This window comes from Flavobacterium cupriresistens, from assembly GCF_020911925.1.
In the GTDB taxonomy this organism is placed as follows: Bacteria; Bacteroidota; Bacteroidia; order Flavobacteriales; family Flavobacteriaceae; genus Flavobacterium; species Flavobacterium cupriresistens.
Genome location: NZ_CP087134.1, coordinates 3,862,045 through 3,879,806 on the forward strand (window position 1 = coordinate 3,862,045; position 17,762 = coordinate 3,879,806).

The following is a 17,762-nucleotide window of genomic DNA, read 5'->3' on the forward strand; positions in this document are numbered from 1 at the left end:
GAATATTTTACTTTAAACAGGTTTAATTTATTTACAATAACAGAATAAAACTCTTCAAATATAACCAAAAACAACACAAAAATCTTCTTTTGTACAAACTGAAAACATATTATACTACAAAGTTTATTTTCGCAGTATAAAAAACCAAAACACACTATTTTATCACAGGGAATGATGGAGTTGATGCCTTTTACTTGTTCAAAGCTAAAACTATCTTAATCGTGATGACAGCTATAATTTTGATGATCTAATAGTTTTTGCATTAAAATTGTAATCGCTTGACGTCGTTTTAAAATCTATCTTTATCCTTAGGTACACTTTATTAAAAAAAGATAAAGGGCCGTGTCATAACTAAAATTATACTTCTTTTCGGCGAGCCATACCCTGAGCGATGATACTAGCAGCAATCAATTGCAAGGCATGATAAAGCATGAGTGGCAGCAATACGATGCCGGTGATGGTACTGTGTTGAAAAAGTACTTTTGACATAACAGTGCCGTGTACCAATGACTTTTTAGACCCACAGAATAAGACAGTGATACGATCTTCATCTGAAAAACCAAACAGGCGGCTGAGTAGTCCGACACAAAAGAATACGGTAAAAAACAATACCATCATCCCTGCAGCGAGCCCGGCAAGTTCAAGGGCGGTGAAGCCTTCAAAAAGATGTTGGGAAAATGACTTGCAAAACGACGTGTAAATAATTGTTAGAATAACTGCCTGATCGAAATATTTGAGCTGCTTCTTGTATTTTTCGGCAATAGCGCCGAAACGGGAATTGAGGCTTATACCAATGATGACGGGCAGCAAGACTTGCAGAATCAACTTTGTGCCGATTTGAGTGACATCAAAATCACCTGTTGCAGAAGCTATAAACAGCCCAACCCAGAGCGGCGTAACCACTACTCCGATCAAACTGGAAATACTCGCATTGAAAATGGCTGCGGGAATGTTTCCCTTGGCGATGGAAACCATGACCACCGAAGAGGATACTGTAGACGGCAAAGCTGCCAGAAAAAATACACCTAGCCAAAGTAGTTCGAAACCGTTATTGACAAACAACGGACGAAATGCCAAAACAATGAGCGGAAAAAATAAAAAGGTTGTCAACTGGACGACAATGTGCATTTTCCAGTTGGAAAGTCCGGCTTTTAGTTTCTCAACACTCAGTCGTAAGCCATAAAATAAGAAAATCAAGGAAACGCCAGCATTGGCAATCTCTTCCAGTGAAACAGGTTCTTTGACCATGCCTGGCTTTGGCAAAAAATAAGCCATCAGAATCATGGTGGCTATCATTAGCAGGAAACCGTCGAAACCTGCTTTTTTTAATACTTCTAATAATTTCTTCAATTTGTTTTAAATATTATTCCTCCGTAGAGTTAAGGTTACAAAATATCTTACGCAGATAAACGTGGATTCTCCAGATTCATTAGTCTGTCCGCAGAGTCGCTCTGTTAAATTATACGGACAGCAGGCTTCAAACAAGGAAACCCTATTCAAATTAATACATGGAGACTAAATCCCAAGTTCTTTTCGTATAATTTCTGCTCCTGCGCTTAAAGCACTTAACTTGCCACTAGCTACGTTTCGAGATAGCGGGGCCATACCGCAGTTTGTAGAAGGGTAAAGATTTTCGGCATCTACAAACTCAAGCGCTTTACGCAGGGTATCCGCTACTTCTTCCGGTGTTTCGATAGTGTTGGTTGCCACATCAATAGCACCGACCATCACTTTTTTACCGCGAACTAGTTCCATTAAATCTAAAGGCACATTGGAGTTGTGACATTCTAAAGACACGATATCAATTTTAGATTTTTGAATTTTCGGAAAAATTTCTTCGTATTGTCGCCACTCTGAACCTAATGTCTTTTTCCAATCCGTATTTGCTTGTATTCCATAACCATAGCAAATATGAACCGCGGTTTGACAGTGTAAACCTTCAATGGCTCTTTCTAATGCTGCCATTCCCCAATCGTTTACTTCATCAAAGAACACATTAAATGCAGGTTCATCAAACTGGATAATATTTACCCCCGCGTCTTGAAGTTCTCTTGCTTCTTCATTGAGTGCTTTCGCAAATTCCCACGCCAATTTTTCCCGGCTTTTATAATGGTCGTCGTACAAGGTGTCTACCATTGTCAGAGGGCCTGGCAATGCCCATTTTATAGGCTTATTAGTCTGTTTACGTAAAAACTTAGCATCTTCAACAAAAACTGCTTTTTGACGTGCAATCTCCCCTACAACCACTGGAACACTCGCGTCATAACGGTTACGGATTTTTACTGTTTTGCGATTTTCAAAATCTACACCGCTTAAATGCTCGATAAAAGTCGTTACAAAATGCTGGCGTGTCTGCTCGCCGTCACAAATGATATCCAGATCTGCCAATTGTTGTTCCTGAAGTGAAATGCGTAAAGCATCTTGCTTCCCTTCAAGTAGCTGATCGCCTTCTAATTTCCATGGTGACCAAAGTTTTTGGGGTGGTGCAAGCCAGGCAGGTTTGGGTAAACTTCCAACAATAGAGGTGGGTAATAATAATTTCTTCATAATAGTATAATTTTAATGCGTTGTAATCAATTAAAGGGTAAAATTAGCAGACCATTGTTCCAGGAGACTTTTGTAAGGCTTAATGAAATGCTCTTCTGCATATTTACCCTGTTCAACAGCCAATTGGCTGCGCTCTTCGCGGTCATAAACTACGCGAGTCAGTGAATAATCTTCGTGTTTAAGACTAGGTTGATAGATTTTCCCAGCCACTGAATTTGCGTTGTAAATTTCAGCGCGGTAAATCTTCTGGAAAGTCTCCATCGTGCTGATTGAGCTGATTAGTCCAAGATCAGTATAATCAGCAAGTAGATCTCCGGAATGATAAAAAGCCATTGGTGCCACACTATTCGGAGGCATGAAAAAACGAACTTTTAAGCCCATTTTAGAGAAATATTCATCCGTGATAGAATACTGATCCTGCAGATACTCAAAACCCAGAACCGGATGCTGATACTCCGTGCGCGTATAAGTTTTGTTGGTCGATACACTTAGACAAATGATCGGTGACATCTTAAAGTGCTCTTTATAAGTGGCTGAATTCACAAAGCACTTATAAAGTTTTCCGTGCAAATCACCAAAATTTTCAGGAATGCAAAAATTAGATTTATCTTTATTGTGCTCGATCAATAAAATACTGAAATCATAATCACGAACATAAGAAGAAAAATTATTTCCGGCAATACCTTCGATCTGCTGACCCGTCTTGTGGTCAAAAATATTCGTTTTTAAAACTTCAATCAACGGCAGATTGTTAATACTATTCTTATCATCAATACGCATCGTTACTGTGATGATTTCAAGTTCTACAAGATAACGATCCGCTTTTGGATTATCCAGATGAGCCAATGCATTGAATCGATTGTTAATCATATTTAAGGCATTACGTAAGTTTTGTTGGCGATTAGCTCCCCTAGCCAAGTTGGCAAAATTGGTTGTCAAACGCGTTTGACTTGAGGGGTGATAGTTTTCATCTAAACAAGTACTCTCTAGTGTGAATGCAAAATCATTCTTGATTGTATTCTGGGTGTTTTCAATATCCTGCTTTTCGTGTATTCCCCTATTTTCTTGTATGTTCGCTTTCATCTGATGACAACTTTTAGTTTTTTTACCCTGCAAAATTGAAAATAAAAGATTTAATATTTTATATAAACCAAAAATTCAGATAATAATTCTTTTTTTATAAACTTTTGAGGATTATTAATCTTTATACAAATATAATAATGAAAGAAAACAGATAATTATTCTTTAGGGAACCAGGATATGACTGATTTGAATTTTCCTACAGCAACTCAAGACTCGAAAAAGAAAACAATATAATTTATCTTTGACAAAACTTAAGATAGATATTGTAATGAATTTGATAGAAAATTTAAAATGGCGTTACGCCGCAAAAGCCTACAGCGCCCTTAAAGTAACAGAAGAAAAGGTTGATCAGATATTAGAAGCTATAAATCTTTCAGCATCTTCTTGTGGTCTGCAGTCTTACCGTATTTTTGTTGTAAGCAACCCGGAAATCCAAAAAAAATTAGGTGCTGACTCGTATAATGGACAGATTAGCTCCTGCTCTCATTTGTTGGTTTTTGCTGCATTTAATGACGTGACTCCGACTTACATTGACGATTACATGGCAATGACAGAAAAGCAAAGAGGTCTTGAAGCCGGTGCCTTATCAGGATTTAGAAATGGATTACATTCCTATTTTAGCGCTATTAACACAGAGCAAAAAGTTCTTTGGGCTGCCAAACAGGCTTATATTGCACTAGGAACAGCACTTATTGCTGCGGCAGAATTGAAAGTGGACGCCACTCCTATCGAAGGATTTAATGCTTCTCTTATCGATGAAGTTTTGGGTTTACAAGAGAAAGGGCTACATTCCGCAGTTATTCTTGCTTTAGGATACCGTGATTTGGAAAAAGACTATATGGCAACTACGAAAAAAGTTCGTTTGCCTATAGATGAAATGATAACGAAAGTATATTAATGTTATTCGATATCTGACAAAAAGGATGTTTTACGGGATATTTTTTTATCTTTGAAACTCAGGATTTTTAAGCCAAATGGCTTTATCTTTGAGCTTTTAGAAAAATAGATATTCGTTATGGAACAGAAAATACATCAGGGAAGAAACGTAAAACGTTTTAGAGAAATGCTTAACATAAAGCAAGAAGCATTGGCTTATGATCTAGGCGAAGACTGGAACCAAAAGAAAATTTCTATGCTGGAGCAAAAAGATGTAATTGAAGACAATCTGTTGAAACAAATTTCGGCTGTATTAAAAATTCCTGTTGAAGCTTTTCAGAATTTTGATGAGGAACAGGCGATTAATATTATTTCTAATACATTTCATGATACTCAAGGCTTGATTAATTATAGCCCAACTTTCAATAATGATCCAATCGATAAATTGATTAAACTTCACGAAGAAAAGATTGCTTTGTATGAGCGTATGTTGAAGGAGAAAGATGAGATGATGGTGAGGCTTGAGAAATTGATTGGTAAATAATTATTTGTAAGGCATAATAATTTTAAAAAGAGACTTTTCGAGTCTCTTTTTTTTGTTTTGGATCTACAGCGAGTCTTAATTAAATTTAGCACATAATTAGCATTTGCAAAATCATCTCAAATGCAAAAATAGCTTCCTACTAAGCCAATTACCAAATCCGTTGAAATGCCAATAAGCATCAATACTTTTTTATTTATTAGTAAAGTTTTCAATTAACCAAATGGCTACACTTGCTCTACAATCGTTAAAATTTTGTTTTTCATAAAAATTATTGAACCAATTTCTGTCTATTTTCTCGCCTCTGTTTTTAGCATTCTTTGCATCGATTAACCAATTCTTTGGTATTGACTTAAGTGGTTTATTTCCATTGAATTGGAATGACTGCGAATCTTTTTTATGAAGCCATTTTTTAAATGAATAATTTCCATATAGCTGTTGACCGTCTTGTATATAATTACTCCGCAAAAAAGTATAGAATTCTATTCCTGTCATTTTATTAGTATTTTTAATTACCAATTTCCAAATTCTATTTGATCTTCAAATACATCTAAAGTGCCTGAGTATACTTCATTACCATCTTCGTATTTAGCAAAAATGTATAGAAAATAATCCTTTTCGGGTTTTATTTCTTCCTTTAAATATGGATTATTAATATTTTTTTTAGGTAGCTTTTTAGTTGCACTGACAATACATCTTTTACCTAAGCAAACAACCTTTTGATTTATTTCGTATTTATTTTCCATAATTAACAGTTTAAATTCTTTGTTTTTTATCGCTCACTTTTTGGTTTATCAATGCTAACGTTCTGAAAATAAAGTTGGTTTGGAATTAAAGATGCAAGTTTTTTCCATTATGTACAAGTTTTCTAGGTACAAAACTATCTTTAAATTCAGTCAAATGCCCAAGTCTCTTGTACGGCTGTTATAGGCTGCCCTTTTTTAATTTGTTATTTTCAATTTACCTAACTATTCTAAATATTTTTTTAATACATTTTCTCTTTTTGTTTTTAGTATTGAAGATTTCATATTTACATCTTTTTCAATTATTGTTATTTCATCAATAATTTTTTGCTGGATATTCTTTGGAGGATGAGGAATTTTAAAACTTTTTAAAACCCCTAAATTAACGTGTTTTACTCCTGGATTATTTACTAGATCAGCCATTCTATAACCATACATATTTAGAAAATGTCCTAAATACTCTGGATAAATTTCTTCTTCATTACAAATGATAGCGTTAATTTGTTGGTTTGTTGTAATTTGAATTGTATTTATAGCTACACGTCCAATTGTTGCAGTGCAACTGATTAAAACTGAATTAACAGGTATAATTCTTACTTTTCTATCCTCTAAAGCTTTGTTTGAAACATATAAATTCGAACTATTTACATAGATAGTATCTTTAGGAAATTCAGGTATATTTAACCAAGGTATATCATTTTCAGACCAATAAGAAACATCTTGTTTGGATGGTGTATTCCCATTAATAATATCAATCGATAATTTTTTAATTGGAGATAAAGGCCATTTTGTTTTAAAAATAACATCTTTACGTGGTATCAAATTTAATTCTTTCTCAAAATGAAATGCATTAAAATTCATTAGATTGAATAATTCAATTCTTGTGACATTCTTTGATAAACTTGAATCAATAGGTAATGATTCATTCAAAAAAGATTTATAAATATACGTACTTACTTTTTTCTCATCTAGTTTCGTGGTTTCAGAATAAAGTTTAGATTTCATTGTTCCGTCTACAGTTCTATATAATTTCAAACCTTCGTATCCTCTTCTCTTACTTATTTCGTAACCTATAAAATCTTTTTCAGCTTTCTTTTCGCCTACATTTACTATTATTACTTCTTGTGAGTAAGTCAATAAAAAGAATAAAATTTTTATCTTTTCAATGGATATTACTTTATCAAAGAACATTTTGTTTATAATTTGCTCTTGCTGCTTTGAGTCTAAATCAGTAAAGTTTTTTTTCTGTTTGAACTGTTTAATTTCTGTTAACTCGTTAAAAGATATTTTGTATTCAATAAATTTTTCGTCTTCTAGTACGTTTTCATTTGGATTTTGACTAATGAAACTTATATAATCATCAATATTAATATTGGTAAATGTATTTTCAACGTAAGTTGAAAATGCATTTTCAATATTATTTATAGTTAAGTCTTTTGGAGATTTAAAAAATTTAGTGATATAATTTTCAATTTTTTTCCAATCATTATTATCTCTTCTTTCCATAAAGAAAGTAGAAGTTGTGGTACCAGTATCAGCAAATGTATTTTTTCCAAATTGTACTATGGATTTAATTTTAAAGTATTTAAAAATAATATCACGAGCATCTTCATAAATACCTGACTTACTTAAAATTGAACTAGGTAATATGACACCTGCAAAACCACCAACCTTTAGTAATTGTTTTGTTCTTTCAATGAATAAACATTCTATCTCAGAACTACTATCAGTTATTTTATTAAATAATTCAAATGATTCATCGCCATTTTTTAACGAGTTTTTAAAAGCGGAAACTGAATATGGAGGATTAGCAACAAGAATATCAAATTGACCATTGTCTTTGGAATCATCACTGTTAACTTCTTTTAATTTACCTATATATTCTATGCTTTTTTGAAAATGGTCTAAGCCATCAGCGTGAATTACATTAGCTAAACCATCACCATTTAAAAAACAACTTACTTTCGCTGTTTTTACTAAACGATAATCAGCTTCTATTCCATAAACATAGTCATAAGCCCAATCAAATGAAGATTCTCTCCAACTTTTTAATTTTGATCTAACAGACGGACGTTGTTTGTCTGCATCAATGTTTTCAATTATTGTTTGAACCTCGTCCATAGTTTCAGTTAAAAAGTGCCCACTACCAGCCGCATAATCAATAATGTAAGGTAGAAATTGTGTTTCATCATTATTGATTTTATCTTTAATAAGTTCTGCCATAGGCAATGATGAAACAATAAATTTTGCAATTGGTACAGGAGTGAAAAATTGACCTGCTTCTTGCTTTACACCAGTACTTAATAATAATTCAAAAAAGTCTCCTAAAAACTGTTGTTTATGACCATAACGAATTTGAAAAGGTTGTAATAATTCTACTACTTCTTTTACTACAGATGCATTCTCTAAAAAAGATTTTTCGTCAAATACTTCTTTGAAGGCAAATTCATTATTTTTGTGAAGTCTAACACGAGTAAACATTTCTCTTATTTGTTCTCTTACATCGGGGTCAAGAGCGTAAAGTTTCTCACTTACTTGGTCATCATTATAATCTGTAACTTCTTTAGTCAGATATTCTCTCATCCCTTTTTTATATAGGTCTGAAAGTCTTTTTTGAAGTTCTTCATTATTATCAGATTCTAACCATTGAAAACTTAACTCTTCTTCTGGTTTACAATCTTCATCAACAATTTTGCAAAGAAATAAATTAAAAATTTTATTAAATGCATTTGACTTATCTGAAACTACATTATGCCTTAAAATTTCTGCAAATTGATGAAAAATACGACTACTATCTTCTTCTGTAAGTTCTTTTAATCTGTTTCGAGTTAGTGCTTTAATTTCAATATCATATGCATTGGCCCAACTCTCAAAAATACCATTATCTTTAAAGTTTTTATTCCAATGGTCAAATATTTCTTTTTGATTGCTCAATACTGTCCATTGCTCATCAACTTGGACAATATCGTTTATAAACTCAATTTTTCCAGAGTTAAACCTCGAAGCATATAGACATAAATATTGGGCTGCTTTATCTTGTTGGAAGTAAGAAAATAGCTGTCCTCCATCTCTCTGCATTTTCTTTTTTTCATTTTCGTATTCACTGCCCCAAGTCTTACACTCAATCATCAAATATGCTTTATTGTCTGAATTTGTGATAAGTATGTCTAATTTTCCTTTTTCTTTTCTTCCCATAGGCCATTTATACTCTAATGAGAGCTTTTCTGGCGGATAACCTTTTTGTAAAATTCTGTCAACACATTCTAAAACAACAAAGTTTTCGCTGTTCTCAAAGTTACTAGTTGTCAAGTCACCAAGTTTAATTTTTGTTCCGTAATCAATATTTTCCTTATCAAAGTCAACTTTGATTATATAGTCTTTGTGATTTTTATGTGCTTTATAGAAAATATTTTTCTCTCCTTCTTGCTGTTTAAAACCAAGAAAAGTAATGATTTCTTTTATTTCCGATATTTTGAGTTTCATAGTTGTATTTAGGTTGTATTTTTTTTTAGGGTTGCCCATAAAGTTCTGGCGCTACAAGAGGTTTGGGATTAAAGATGCGAGTTTTTTCCATTATGCACAAATTTTCCAAGTACAAAACCATCTTTAAATTCAGTCAAATTACCAGATCTCTTGTAGCTGTTAGGCACTGTTATTTTGTATATTCAATATTTCGTAGATATTTTATCCTTTTTTCTTTTCTTTCTTTTTGATTTGGAAATGATACATAAACAATTAATTCAATCCAGTTTTTTTTAGAATCAAGCACTTGTTCAAATTTTAAATTAGAAGAATTTAAATGATCAACATAATTTATATTGGAAAGGATTCCATTCTCGGTATATTTTTTTTCTTTACTTTCTATAATTGTATCATAATTAGAATATTCTTTTGTTTGAATGATAATGTTTTTCGAATTATAAAATGTCTCTTTGTATAAACTTTTTAAGTTTTTTAAATTATCAATTTCATATATTTCTTCTTTATTTTTACTTGTAACTTTTTCATAAGTGTCATGAGACAACAGTTTATTATCGTTACCATACGTCAACTTTTCATATTGAAAATTACTTTTATCGTATTTGTATAGATATGTGTAATATATTGAATATTTGATGTCTTTTGAAGCTTCTTTAATCAAATTACCACTTTTGTCATATTCATATGTATATTCATCAGTCTGGTTGTCATCGAAATCAAAAACTTTTTTATTACTAATTTTATTTGCAGAATTATACAGAGTTTTTATTGTCGAAATTTTATATCCTGGTTCTCCAAAATTTTCAGATAATGTAATATTCCCCTTTTTGTCTAAGTAGTTGTAAGTAACAAATTTTGTGGGTTCTTGACCAGAACCTGAACTTTTTTTGTTTTTCAATTCAGCTTTATTTTTGATAACGAAGTTATTTATAAACTCATTTATATCCTTACACTTGCATTCATAGGTTATAATTAAATTCTCTTTATAAATATTTTTTTCTTGTTGTGGGGTTTGATACAAGAACTCGTTAGTGCTTTTAGTTAAAACTCTATTAATATTGTCATAAGTTAATTTTTCCACTAAAATTTGTCTTTCTTTCAAATCGTTTTCAATTATTTGAAAAGTTTCATAGGATTTGATTTTACCAATTAGAGGAAAATAATGATGATATCCATACTGAGCAAAAGAGGCATTTGAAATTAACAAATAGAATATTAGAAATATTTTTGATTTCATTTTTGTTTTTATCTTAGAAATAAATTCTTCATGGTTCTTTATAATAGTGCCTAACTTGTATATATGCCTAATGATATCCAACTTATCTACTCTAAATTGGGTCGATATGTCTGATAAATATTAGTATTAACTCTCTTTCAAAAATAGGATTATTATTTCATAAATCATCAAACGAACTTTTTATTTGTTGAATACTTTTCGTACTAAGATGGGTGTAAATTTAGATGGTCTTACTGCTTTAATGACCTAATAATTCTTGTATAAATCCCGATCATACGGATTTGTAATCTTTGTCCGCAAAGTATATTTTAACAGATTAAAAAAAGAAAATACAGTTTTTAACTAACTAGTAAAAATCAAAATCCCATTTCTAACGAAATGGGATTTTTTAAAAAAACCACCTATTTTTTCGTTTTAGAAACCTTATAAAATACAAATAAAATCCCCAACCAAATAGGAATTAATTCTACAGATATCTTCATATTCGTAATCCACATAATGGCTAAAATACCTAATAAAAACACAAAACAGATGTAATTGCTTACTGGGTAAAATATAGAAGCAAATTTAGTTTTTGTGTTTTCTTTGTCTTTCGCACGTCTAAATTGTAGATGGGTATATGAAATCATAACCCAGTTAATAATCAAGCAAGACACCACTAAAGACATTAAAATGCTAAAAGCTTCTTCTGGAATTACTTTATTTACTACAATACAGATCGCTGCAAAACAGGAAGAAATTAAAATAGCATTAACAGGTACTGATTGTTTGTTCAGCTTCTTTAAAAACTTTGGCGCATTGCCTTGATCTGCTAAACCAAATAACATTCGTGAGTTGCTGTATACACTGCTATTGTATACGGATAAAGCGGCGGTTAATACAATTAAATTAAGCACATTGGCTATAAGGCTGGTGAAAAATATTTTCTTGCCAAAGAGCTCAAACTCCATTCCGTTTAAATTTTGAAAAACCATTACAAACGGACTGCTGTCTGTAGTAATTTGCTGCCAAGGCGACAAAGCAAATAAAATGACCAATGCTCCAACATAAAATATAAGGATTCTATAAATAACCTGATTGGTTGCTTTTGGAATGTTCTTTTCCGGATTTTCGGCCTCTGCAGCGGTAATTCCAATGAGTTCTAAACCTCCAAAGGAGAACATAATCAGTGCCATTGCGGCCAATAAACCTTGAAAATCACCAGTTGCTGTTTTTTCAAAGAAACCTTTTGGAAAGAAACCACCATCGTTGTATAAATTATGAATCGTAGCGTGCTCTCCTCCTGTTCCACTTATCAGTAGATAAATACCAAAAAGAATCATGGCAATAATGGCAACCACTTTTATAATTGAAAACCAAAATTCTGTTTCTCCATACACTTTTACGGAAGCAAAATTTAAAGCGTTAATAATCAGGAAGAAAAATAAACTGGATGCCCACAAGGGAATTTCAGGCCACCAAAACTGCACATAAACTCCAATAGCTGTAAGTTCGGCCATACTAACTAAAATATACAAAATCCAATAATTCCAACCTGATGCAAAACCTGCAAAAGAACCACAATATTTATAGGCAAAATAGCTAAAACTTCCTGATACCGGTTCTTCAACAACCATTTCACCAAGTTGTCTCATTATAAAAAAAGCAATAATTCCGGCAATCGCATATCCTAAAATAACAGATGGCCCTGCTAATACGGCTGCTGGACCAATACCGAGGAAAAGACCTGTTCCTATCGATCCGCCTAAGGCAATTAACTGAATGTGTCGGTTAGTTAGTCCGCGTTTAAGTTGATTCTCTTGTACAGTATCTTGATTATTTTTCACAAATTAGATTTTTAAAGGGATTAGATGTATTCAGAAATGTATAAAAAGCGAAGATAAGTTAAAAAAGGAATCCTACAAAGCATCGTTGTGTCGCAGCTGTCAGAATCCAATATAAATATTTAATTTTAAAAGTTACACTGCTAATTTACAGAGTGGTTCAAACAGAGTTTAATACGATGTAACTAACTGATTATTTTGCATATATAATGCTTTAATCCTAGTCAAAGTTTAATGAATTATCTTGTGAAATTTTCTTAAAAATCATTTGATATTTCATGTTTAGACCTTTAACTCCTGTTGCCCCTACGAAGTCGGGTGACTTCAAATAGTGGGTATTAAAAACAGAAGAGACGACCAGCAGATCGTCTCTTTATACTATTTAAAAAATTATAATTTATTTTCTCTTTCACTGATTTACATGGCTCTTGTGCAAAAACACCTAATCGGAGACCATTATTTAATCTTTAATCACTTTTTTCGTTACAGTTCCCATATCATTTGAAACTCGAAATAAATAGACACCAACTGGTAAATTAGATACATTTAATTTGGTAGATATCGTTTTTAATTCTTTCGTAATAAGAAGATTCCCTGTTACATCAAAAACATCCAATTTGGCGCTATTTAGTATATTCACCTCAATTGTTATGAAATCTTTAACCGGATTTGGATACAATTTGAATGAGTCTTGCAAAGTAAAATCTTTTGTTGCCAGAACTGCAACATCAAAACAGGTACTTGTAGCTGTACAGCTATTTTTAGTAACCTCTACCGCATAGCTTCCTAATTGCTTTGGTGTAAAAGTGGGATTATTTTCGTTTGGGATGGCTGTAAATACTCCATTATTACAGGTTAGCCACTTATAAGTTGCCGCTGTTTCGGCAACAGTTAATTTACCTTCATTGTAAGAAACTGTTACATCAAGACCTTTTATTGTTACTAGTTGTGTTGCTGTGGCTGTATTGTTGCTTCTGTCTTTTACAATCCAGGTTACAGTTGTGTTTCCTATAGGGAAATTTGCCGGCGCATCATTCGTAACTGAAGCAACTGAGCAATTATCGGCAGTTATTGGATTTCCCAATGCGATTCCTGCTGCTTTACAGTTAAACGTGGTATTTGATACTATTGCTGCAGGAGCGGTAATTGTTGGCGGTGTTACATCTTTTACTGTTACTATTTGGGTGGCCGTTGCACTATTATTGCTTTTGTCTTTTACGGTCCAGGTTACGATTGTAGTTCCTAGTGAGTAAAATTTTGGAGCATTACTAGTTACAGAAGCTACTGAACAATTATCTGCCGTTACCGGAGTTCCTAAAACGACATCTGTTGCTGATAGTGTGCAACCTGCAGCAGTCAGATTCACCGTTACAGCAGTTGGAGCTGTAATAGTTGGTAAAGTAACGTCTTTTACCGTTATGGTCTGAGCAGCTGTTGCAACATTACCGCTTGCATCTTTTACGGTCCAGATCACCGTTGTATTTCCTACAGGAAAAACAGCAGGAGCATTATTGGTTACTGAAGCTACGTTACAGTTGTCTGATGTTATGGGAGTTCCCAGTACAACAGCTGTTGCTGTACAATCTAAATTGGCGTTGACTGTTACAGCTGCCGGAGCAGTTATAATAGGTCTTTCAATATCAGAATCTGTGATTATTATAAAATTCTTAGTTATCGTTGCCGATTCACTATCTATTATTTTACAAGAATAATTTCCAGCCACTAATCCGGTAATTTCCGGCGTTGTTGCTCCATTAGACCAAAGGTAGGTATAAGGTGCTTTTCCTTCATTAACAGAAACTATAGATGCCGAACCTGTAGCACTGTCAAGGCAAGTAACATTGGTTTGGATCGTTGTTGCGTTTAGAGGCGTAAAATAGGTACCCTTCAGGCGAATGAAATAAGAGGAAGTAAAACTCTTATAAGAAGAAAACACGCCACTAACATTAATTTTTCCATCTGGAAATAATGAAATAGAGTAAATCGGAGCTACAAATTGGTTTCCTGTATCAAATGAAGCATCTATACTTCCATCAGAATTTAAACGGGTTAAACGGTTTTGCGCAATTCCTTGAAAAGTATCAAACTCCCCTCCTACAAGTATTTTTCCATCAGGTTGTAAAACCAAAGAACTAATTTCAATACCATATCCTGTTCGTACACTTTCAGATCCAATGGACTGATTAAAAGAAGGGTCTTTACTCCCATCTGAATTTAAACGAACCAGGTAATTTTGATAATTTCCGGTAGTAGGTGAGAAAAGACCGGCCACCAGTATTTTTCCATCAGGCTGCAAAGTTATTTTTTGAACATTAATCGCCAAATTGTATAAAGTTCCGATATCAAACGAAGTGTCTTGGCTTCCATCCGGATTTAAACGAACCAAATATTTTTGAGGAATTGGATTAAGAGTAGTAAATGACCCTCCTACCAGTATTTTGCCATCGGGTTGTGCTACTATAGAAGAAATTATTCCTTTAGATAAATCAAAACTATTTCCGGCTGTAAAAGAAACATCGTTAGTACCATCAATATTCAAACGAAATAATCTTCTAACAGGGAGATACGGATAACTATCAACAAAAGCACTTATGATTATCTTTCCATTGGGCTGCAAAGCTATAACTTCAACATCATATTCAGATGATCTAAGGAAAGAAGTATCACGCGAACCATCAGGATTTAATCTAACCAGGGCATTTCTGCCTGAATTCCCGAAGTTAGTAAATTTACCTCTTATCAATATTTTTCCATCAGCCTGTAATAGTATCGATTGAACTTCATCATTGAATTCAGCCGGCGGGTTAAATGAAGTGTCCTTGCTTCCATCAAGGTTTATGCGAATCAGTTTTTTTTGTGTAACTCCCTGAAAATTGTCAAAATATCCTCCTATCAAGGTTTTTCCGTCACCTTGCACGGCTGAGCACTGCACAGCTGCGTCAAAACCTGTGTCTTTGTTAAAAGAAGAATCTCTGCTTCCATTGGCATTTAAGCAAACTATACCTTTCTCAATAATCTTATTGCAATAGTTAAATTTACCGCCAATAAGGATTCTTCCATCATTTAAAATAGCTGTAGCCAAAACGTCTGCATTTGCTTTTCCTGTAAGAAGATTTGCTCCATCATAAAAAGAAGCGATTGAAAAAGTACTATCTTGACTTCCGTCCGAATTAAAACGATAGACACCATCATCACCGGAAGAATTATTAGGCTTATAAAAACTTGCAATTAGTTTTCCATCAGGCTGGAGGGACATATTACTTGCATATTCATAATTCATATATGCAAAATTAATTGGATTAGTAAATGAAGTGTCATTGCTGCCGTCGGGATTTAAACGAATTAAATATTTCTGAGCCACTCCCTGATAAGTTCTAAAGCCGCCACTAGCGATTATTTTTCCGTCACTTTGTATTAAAACAGAATATACGTAATTACCAACAAAGCCAGTTCCTGTATTAAACGAAGTATCTTTGGAACCATCTACATTCAAACGAATTAAATATTGCTGAGCCACATCCTGAAACGTACTAAACTTGCCACTTACAACTATTTTTCCATCAGATTGAACGGCGACAGCAGTAATATCATTATCAAATCCGTTGCCTATATTAAAGGCTGTATCAAGGCTTCCATCGGCATTCAAACGAATCAATCGTCTCTGTGGCGTAGAATATATCTTTTTATTAGCTACAAGTATTTTTCCATCAGATTGAACTGTTATAGCACTCACAGAAACCGAACTTTCGCCCACACCTCCTCCAAATAGAAAAGAAGTATCTTTACTTCCGTCTGCATTTAAACGTATTACACGAGATTGTTCAACGTTATCGTTTCCTCCTACCAATAATTTTCCATCAGACTGCAAAGCGATAGATTTTACAGTAAAACGAGTAATATCCTCGTTATAAACAAAAGTCGGATCCAGGCTTCCGTCAGGGTTAATACGAACCAATCCATTAGTTCTCTTACTCCTAAAGACAGCAGCTCCTTTTATGATTATTTTACCGTCAGGTTGGGTTACGATACATTCTACCAAACCGCCAAATCCGGGTGAAGGTCCAAAATGGTGCTCCACATCAGCAGCGTTTTGAGCAAATAGTATTAAAGATTTTAGAATAAAAAAAAAGAGTAGAGTTTTTTTCACTTAAATAGGTTTTTAAAATGTTATAGCTAAAACAATAGGTTCAAAAGATGAATCTTAAAAAACTAACAAACATAAGAAAAAACTTTTCTTTAGATTTTATATTGATAAATAATTTGTTAAAAAACAAACATTTTACAATAGTTTGATAAGTGTTTTAACTTATTCTTTCTTAAATCTAGCAGCCGTTATAGATGCGCAATGCTTAAATCAAATTATAACTTACTTAAAAACGGTTGTAATCCCTTTAGGACTGCGAAGGACAAAATTTTCAAAGAAATCTGAAGTTTTTTTGTTCTCCTTTTTTATACTTTCTTTACTAACTTTGTGTGTACAGAATTCAAATCTGCGCTAAAGACTGTGATCAGGTAAATACTTTTTTCTTTCAAATCAAGTTCCATAAATTTTAAAAAATAAAAAAACGAAATGAAGCATACACAACAAGAAAACGATAAGGAAATTACTGTTTTAGAACTTCGTAATTATTTACTAAAGCCCAATAAACTAAACGATTTTGAAGAATATTTCAATAATCATTTTGTAACCCCAATGGCTGAACTGGAAGGCTTTACTCTGGGACAATTTAAAATTAATAATGTAAATGATCGATTTGTTTGGCTACGTGGGTTTGAAGACATGAAAACAAGAGTAAACTTCTTAAATGATTTTTATATCAACAGTACAACATGGAAAAATTTTGGACAAGGCGCAAATGCTATGATGATAAATTCAGATCACGTGCATTTACTAAAGCCATTAGAAAAAAGTACCACTCTTGACTTTTTAGACATAAATGAAGGGATAGTACTTATAGATTTTTATATCTGCAATAGCACTTTAAATAAGGTTATTGATCTATTTAAAACTACATACATTCCGTTTTTAAAATCTTTGAATATTAGCGACCTATCCCTTTGGGTCAGCGAAATGCAAGAAAATGATTTTCCGAGACTTCCCGTTTTTCAAGACAAAAATCTTTTGGTAACAATTACAAAGTATAAAGATTTGGCTGAATACGAAAAAAAGCAAAAATTGATTGCAGAAATGAATATAGAGCTAAAAATAGCGCTACAGGAATTAGTAACAATTCATAGCAATTTAGTGCTTGAAAAAATCTAAGGGGATTTGGGGGTTGTTAGGTTAGGTTCTGTAATGCTTGTTATCTTAGTAAACGACTACAAGTTTAAGGGAAACCATTTCGGATATCTAAACAATACTTAAGTCACGAAACTAAAAGCTCAATTCTTTCGAATTGAGCTTTTTTTATGATCTAATTTTATTCTGCAGT

General features: G+C 32.9%; 12 protein-coding genes. 3 read left to right on the plus strand and 9 right to left on the minus strand.

Annotated elements, in window-relative coordinates; genetic code table 11:
- Positions 1–357 precede the first annotated feature (357 nt).
- From LNP23_RS16455 to LNP23_RS16465, 3 genes are all read right to left on the minus strand, one after another.
- A complete protein-coding gene (locus LNP23_RS16455) occupies positions 358–1,350 on the minus strand; it encodes a bile acid:sodium symporter family protein (RefSeq protein ID WP_047775356.1) in 993 nt (330 codons plus the stop codon).
- A 165-nt stretch (positions 1,351–1,515) separates the two neighbouring features.
- On the minus strand, positions 1,516–2,547 hold the full coding sequence (locus tag LNP23_RS16460; protein ID WP_230002008.1) for a methionine synthase: 1,032 nt from the start codon (positions 2,545–2,547) through the stop codon (positions 1,516–1,518).
- Between the two features lie 30 nt (positions 2,548–2,577).
- Positions 2,578–3,630 (minus strand): DUF1852 domain-containing protein, encoded by a 1,053-nt coding sequence (locus LNP23_RS16465; protein WP_230002009.1) that lies wholly within the window; start codon positions 3,628–3,630, stop codon positions 2,578–2,580.
- 268 nt (positions 3,631–3,898) lie between these two features.
- On the opposite strand from LNP23_RS16465, the gene LNP23_RS16470 reads away from it, so the two are divergent.
- On the plus strand, positions 3,899–4,528 hold the full coding sequence (locus tag LNP23_RS16470; RefSeq protein WP_230002010.1) for a nitroreductase family protein: 630 nt from the start codon (positions 3,899–3,901) through the stop codon (positions 4,526–4,528).
- Between the two features lie 117 nt (positions 4,529–4,645).
- A complete protein-coding gene (locus tag LNP23_RS16475; RefSeq protein WP_230002011.1) occupies positions 4,646–5,050 on the plus strand; it encodes a helix-turn-helix domain-containing protein in 405 nt (134 codons plus the stop codon).
- A gap of 189 nt (positions 5,051–5,239) precedes the next feature.
- On the opposite strand, the gene LNP23_RS16480 is transcribed toward LNP23_RS16475, so the two are convergent.
- From LNP23_RS16480 to LNP23_RS16505, 6 genes are all read right to left on the minus strand, one after another.
- On the minus strand, positions 5,240–5,542 hold the full coding sequence (locus LNP23_RS16480) for a hypothetical protein (protein WP_230002012.1): 303 nt from the start codon (positions 5,540–5,542) through the stop codon (positions 5,240–5,242).
- A gap of 17 nt (positions 5,543–5,559) precedes the next feature.
- Positions 5,560–5,793, minus strand: a complete 234-nt coding sequence (locus LNP23_RS16485) for a hypothetical protein (RefSeq protein WP_230002013.1) — start codon at positions 5,791–5,793, stop codon at positions 5,560–5,562.
- A 222-nt stretch (positions 5,794–6,015) separates the two neighbouring features.
- Positions 6,016–9,273, minus strand: coding sequence for an N-6 DNA methylase (locus LNP23_RS16490; RefSeq protein WP_230002014.1), 3,258 nt, complete (start codon positions 9,271–9,273; stop codon positions 6,016–6,018).
- Positions 9,274–9,442: 169 nt separating this feature from the next.
- Positions 9,443–10,507, minus strand: coding sequence for a hypothetical protein (locus LNP23_RS16495; protein ID WP_230002015.1), 1,065 nt, complete (start codon positions 10,505–10,507; stop codon positions 9,443–9,445).
- 401 nt (positions 10,508–10,908) lie between these two features.
- Positions 10,909–12,333 carry an amino acid permease gene (locus LNP23_RS16500; RefSeq protein WP_230002016.1) on the minus strand — a complete coding sequence of 475 codons (1,425 nt, stop codon included), beginning with the start codon at positions 12,331–12,333 and terminating at the stop codon, positions 10,909–10,911.
- Between the two features lie 457 nt (positions 12,334–12,790).
- Positions 12,791–16,477, minus strand: coding sequence for an HYR domain-containing protein (locus LNP23_RS16505; protein ID WP_230002017.1), 3,687 nt, complete (start codon positions 16,475–16,477; stop codon positions 12,791–12,793).
- Between the two features lie 423 nt (positions 16,478–16,900).
- Between LNP23_RS16505 and LNP23_RS16510 the strand changes: the two genes are divergently transcribed.
- The gene (locus tag LNP23_RS16510) at positions 16,901–17,593 is read left to right on the plus strand and encodes a hypothetical protein (RefSeq protein WP_230002018.1); all 693 of its coding nucleotides are present in this window, start codon (positions 16,901–16,903) and stop codon (positions 17,591–17,593) included.
- The last annotated feature ends 169 nt before the right edge of the window (positions 17,594–17,762 follow it).

Excerpts from the sequence above, each read along its gene's own strand:
- LNP23_RS16470 (WP_230002010.1), top strand. The coding sequence starts at position 3,899 with ATGAATTTGATAGAAAATTTAAAATGGCGTTACGCCGCAAAAGCCTAC.
- LNP23_RS16495 (WP_230002015.1), bottom strand. The coding sequence starts at position 10,507 with ATGAAATCAAAAATATTTCTAATATTCTATTTGTTAATTTCAAATGCC.
- LNP23_RS16460 (WP_230002008.1), bottom strand. The coding sequence starts at position 2,547 with ATGAAGAAATTATTATTACCCACCTCTATTGTTGGAAGTTTACCCAAA.
- LNP23_RS16475 (WP_230002011.1), top strand. The coding sequence starts at position 4,646 with ATGGAACAGAAAATACATCAGGGAAGAAACGTAAAACGTTTTAGAGAA.
- LNP23_RS16490 (WP_230002014.1), bottom strand. The coding sequence starts at position 9,273 with ATGAAACTCAAAATATCGGAAATAAAAGAAATCATTACTTTTCTTGGT.
- LNP23_RS16485 (WP_230002013.1), bottom strand. The coding sequence starts at position 5,793 with ATGGAAAATAAATACGAAATAAATCAAAAGGTTGTTTGCTTAGGTAAA.
- LNP23_RS16480 (WP_230002012.1), bottom strand. The coding sequence starts at position 5,542 with ATGACAGGAATAGAATTCTATACTTTTTTGCGGAGTAATTATATACAA.
- LNP23_RS16465 (WP_230002009.1), bottom strand. The coding sequence starts at position 3,630 with ATGAAAGCGAACATACAAGAAAATAGGGGAATACACGAAAAGCAGGAT.
- LNP23_RS16510 (WP_230002018.1), top strand. The coding sequence starts at position 16,901 with ATGAAGCATACACAACAAGAAAACGATAAGGAAATTACTGTTTTAGAA.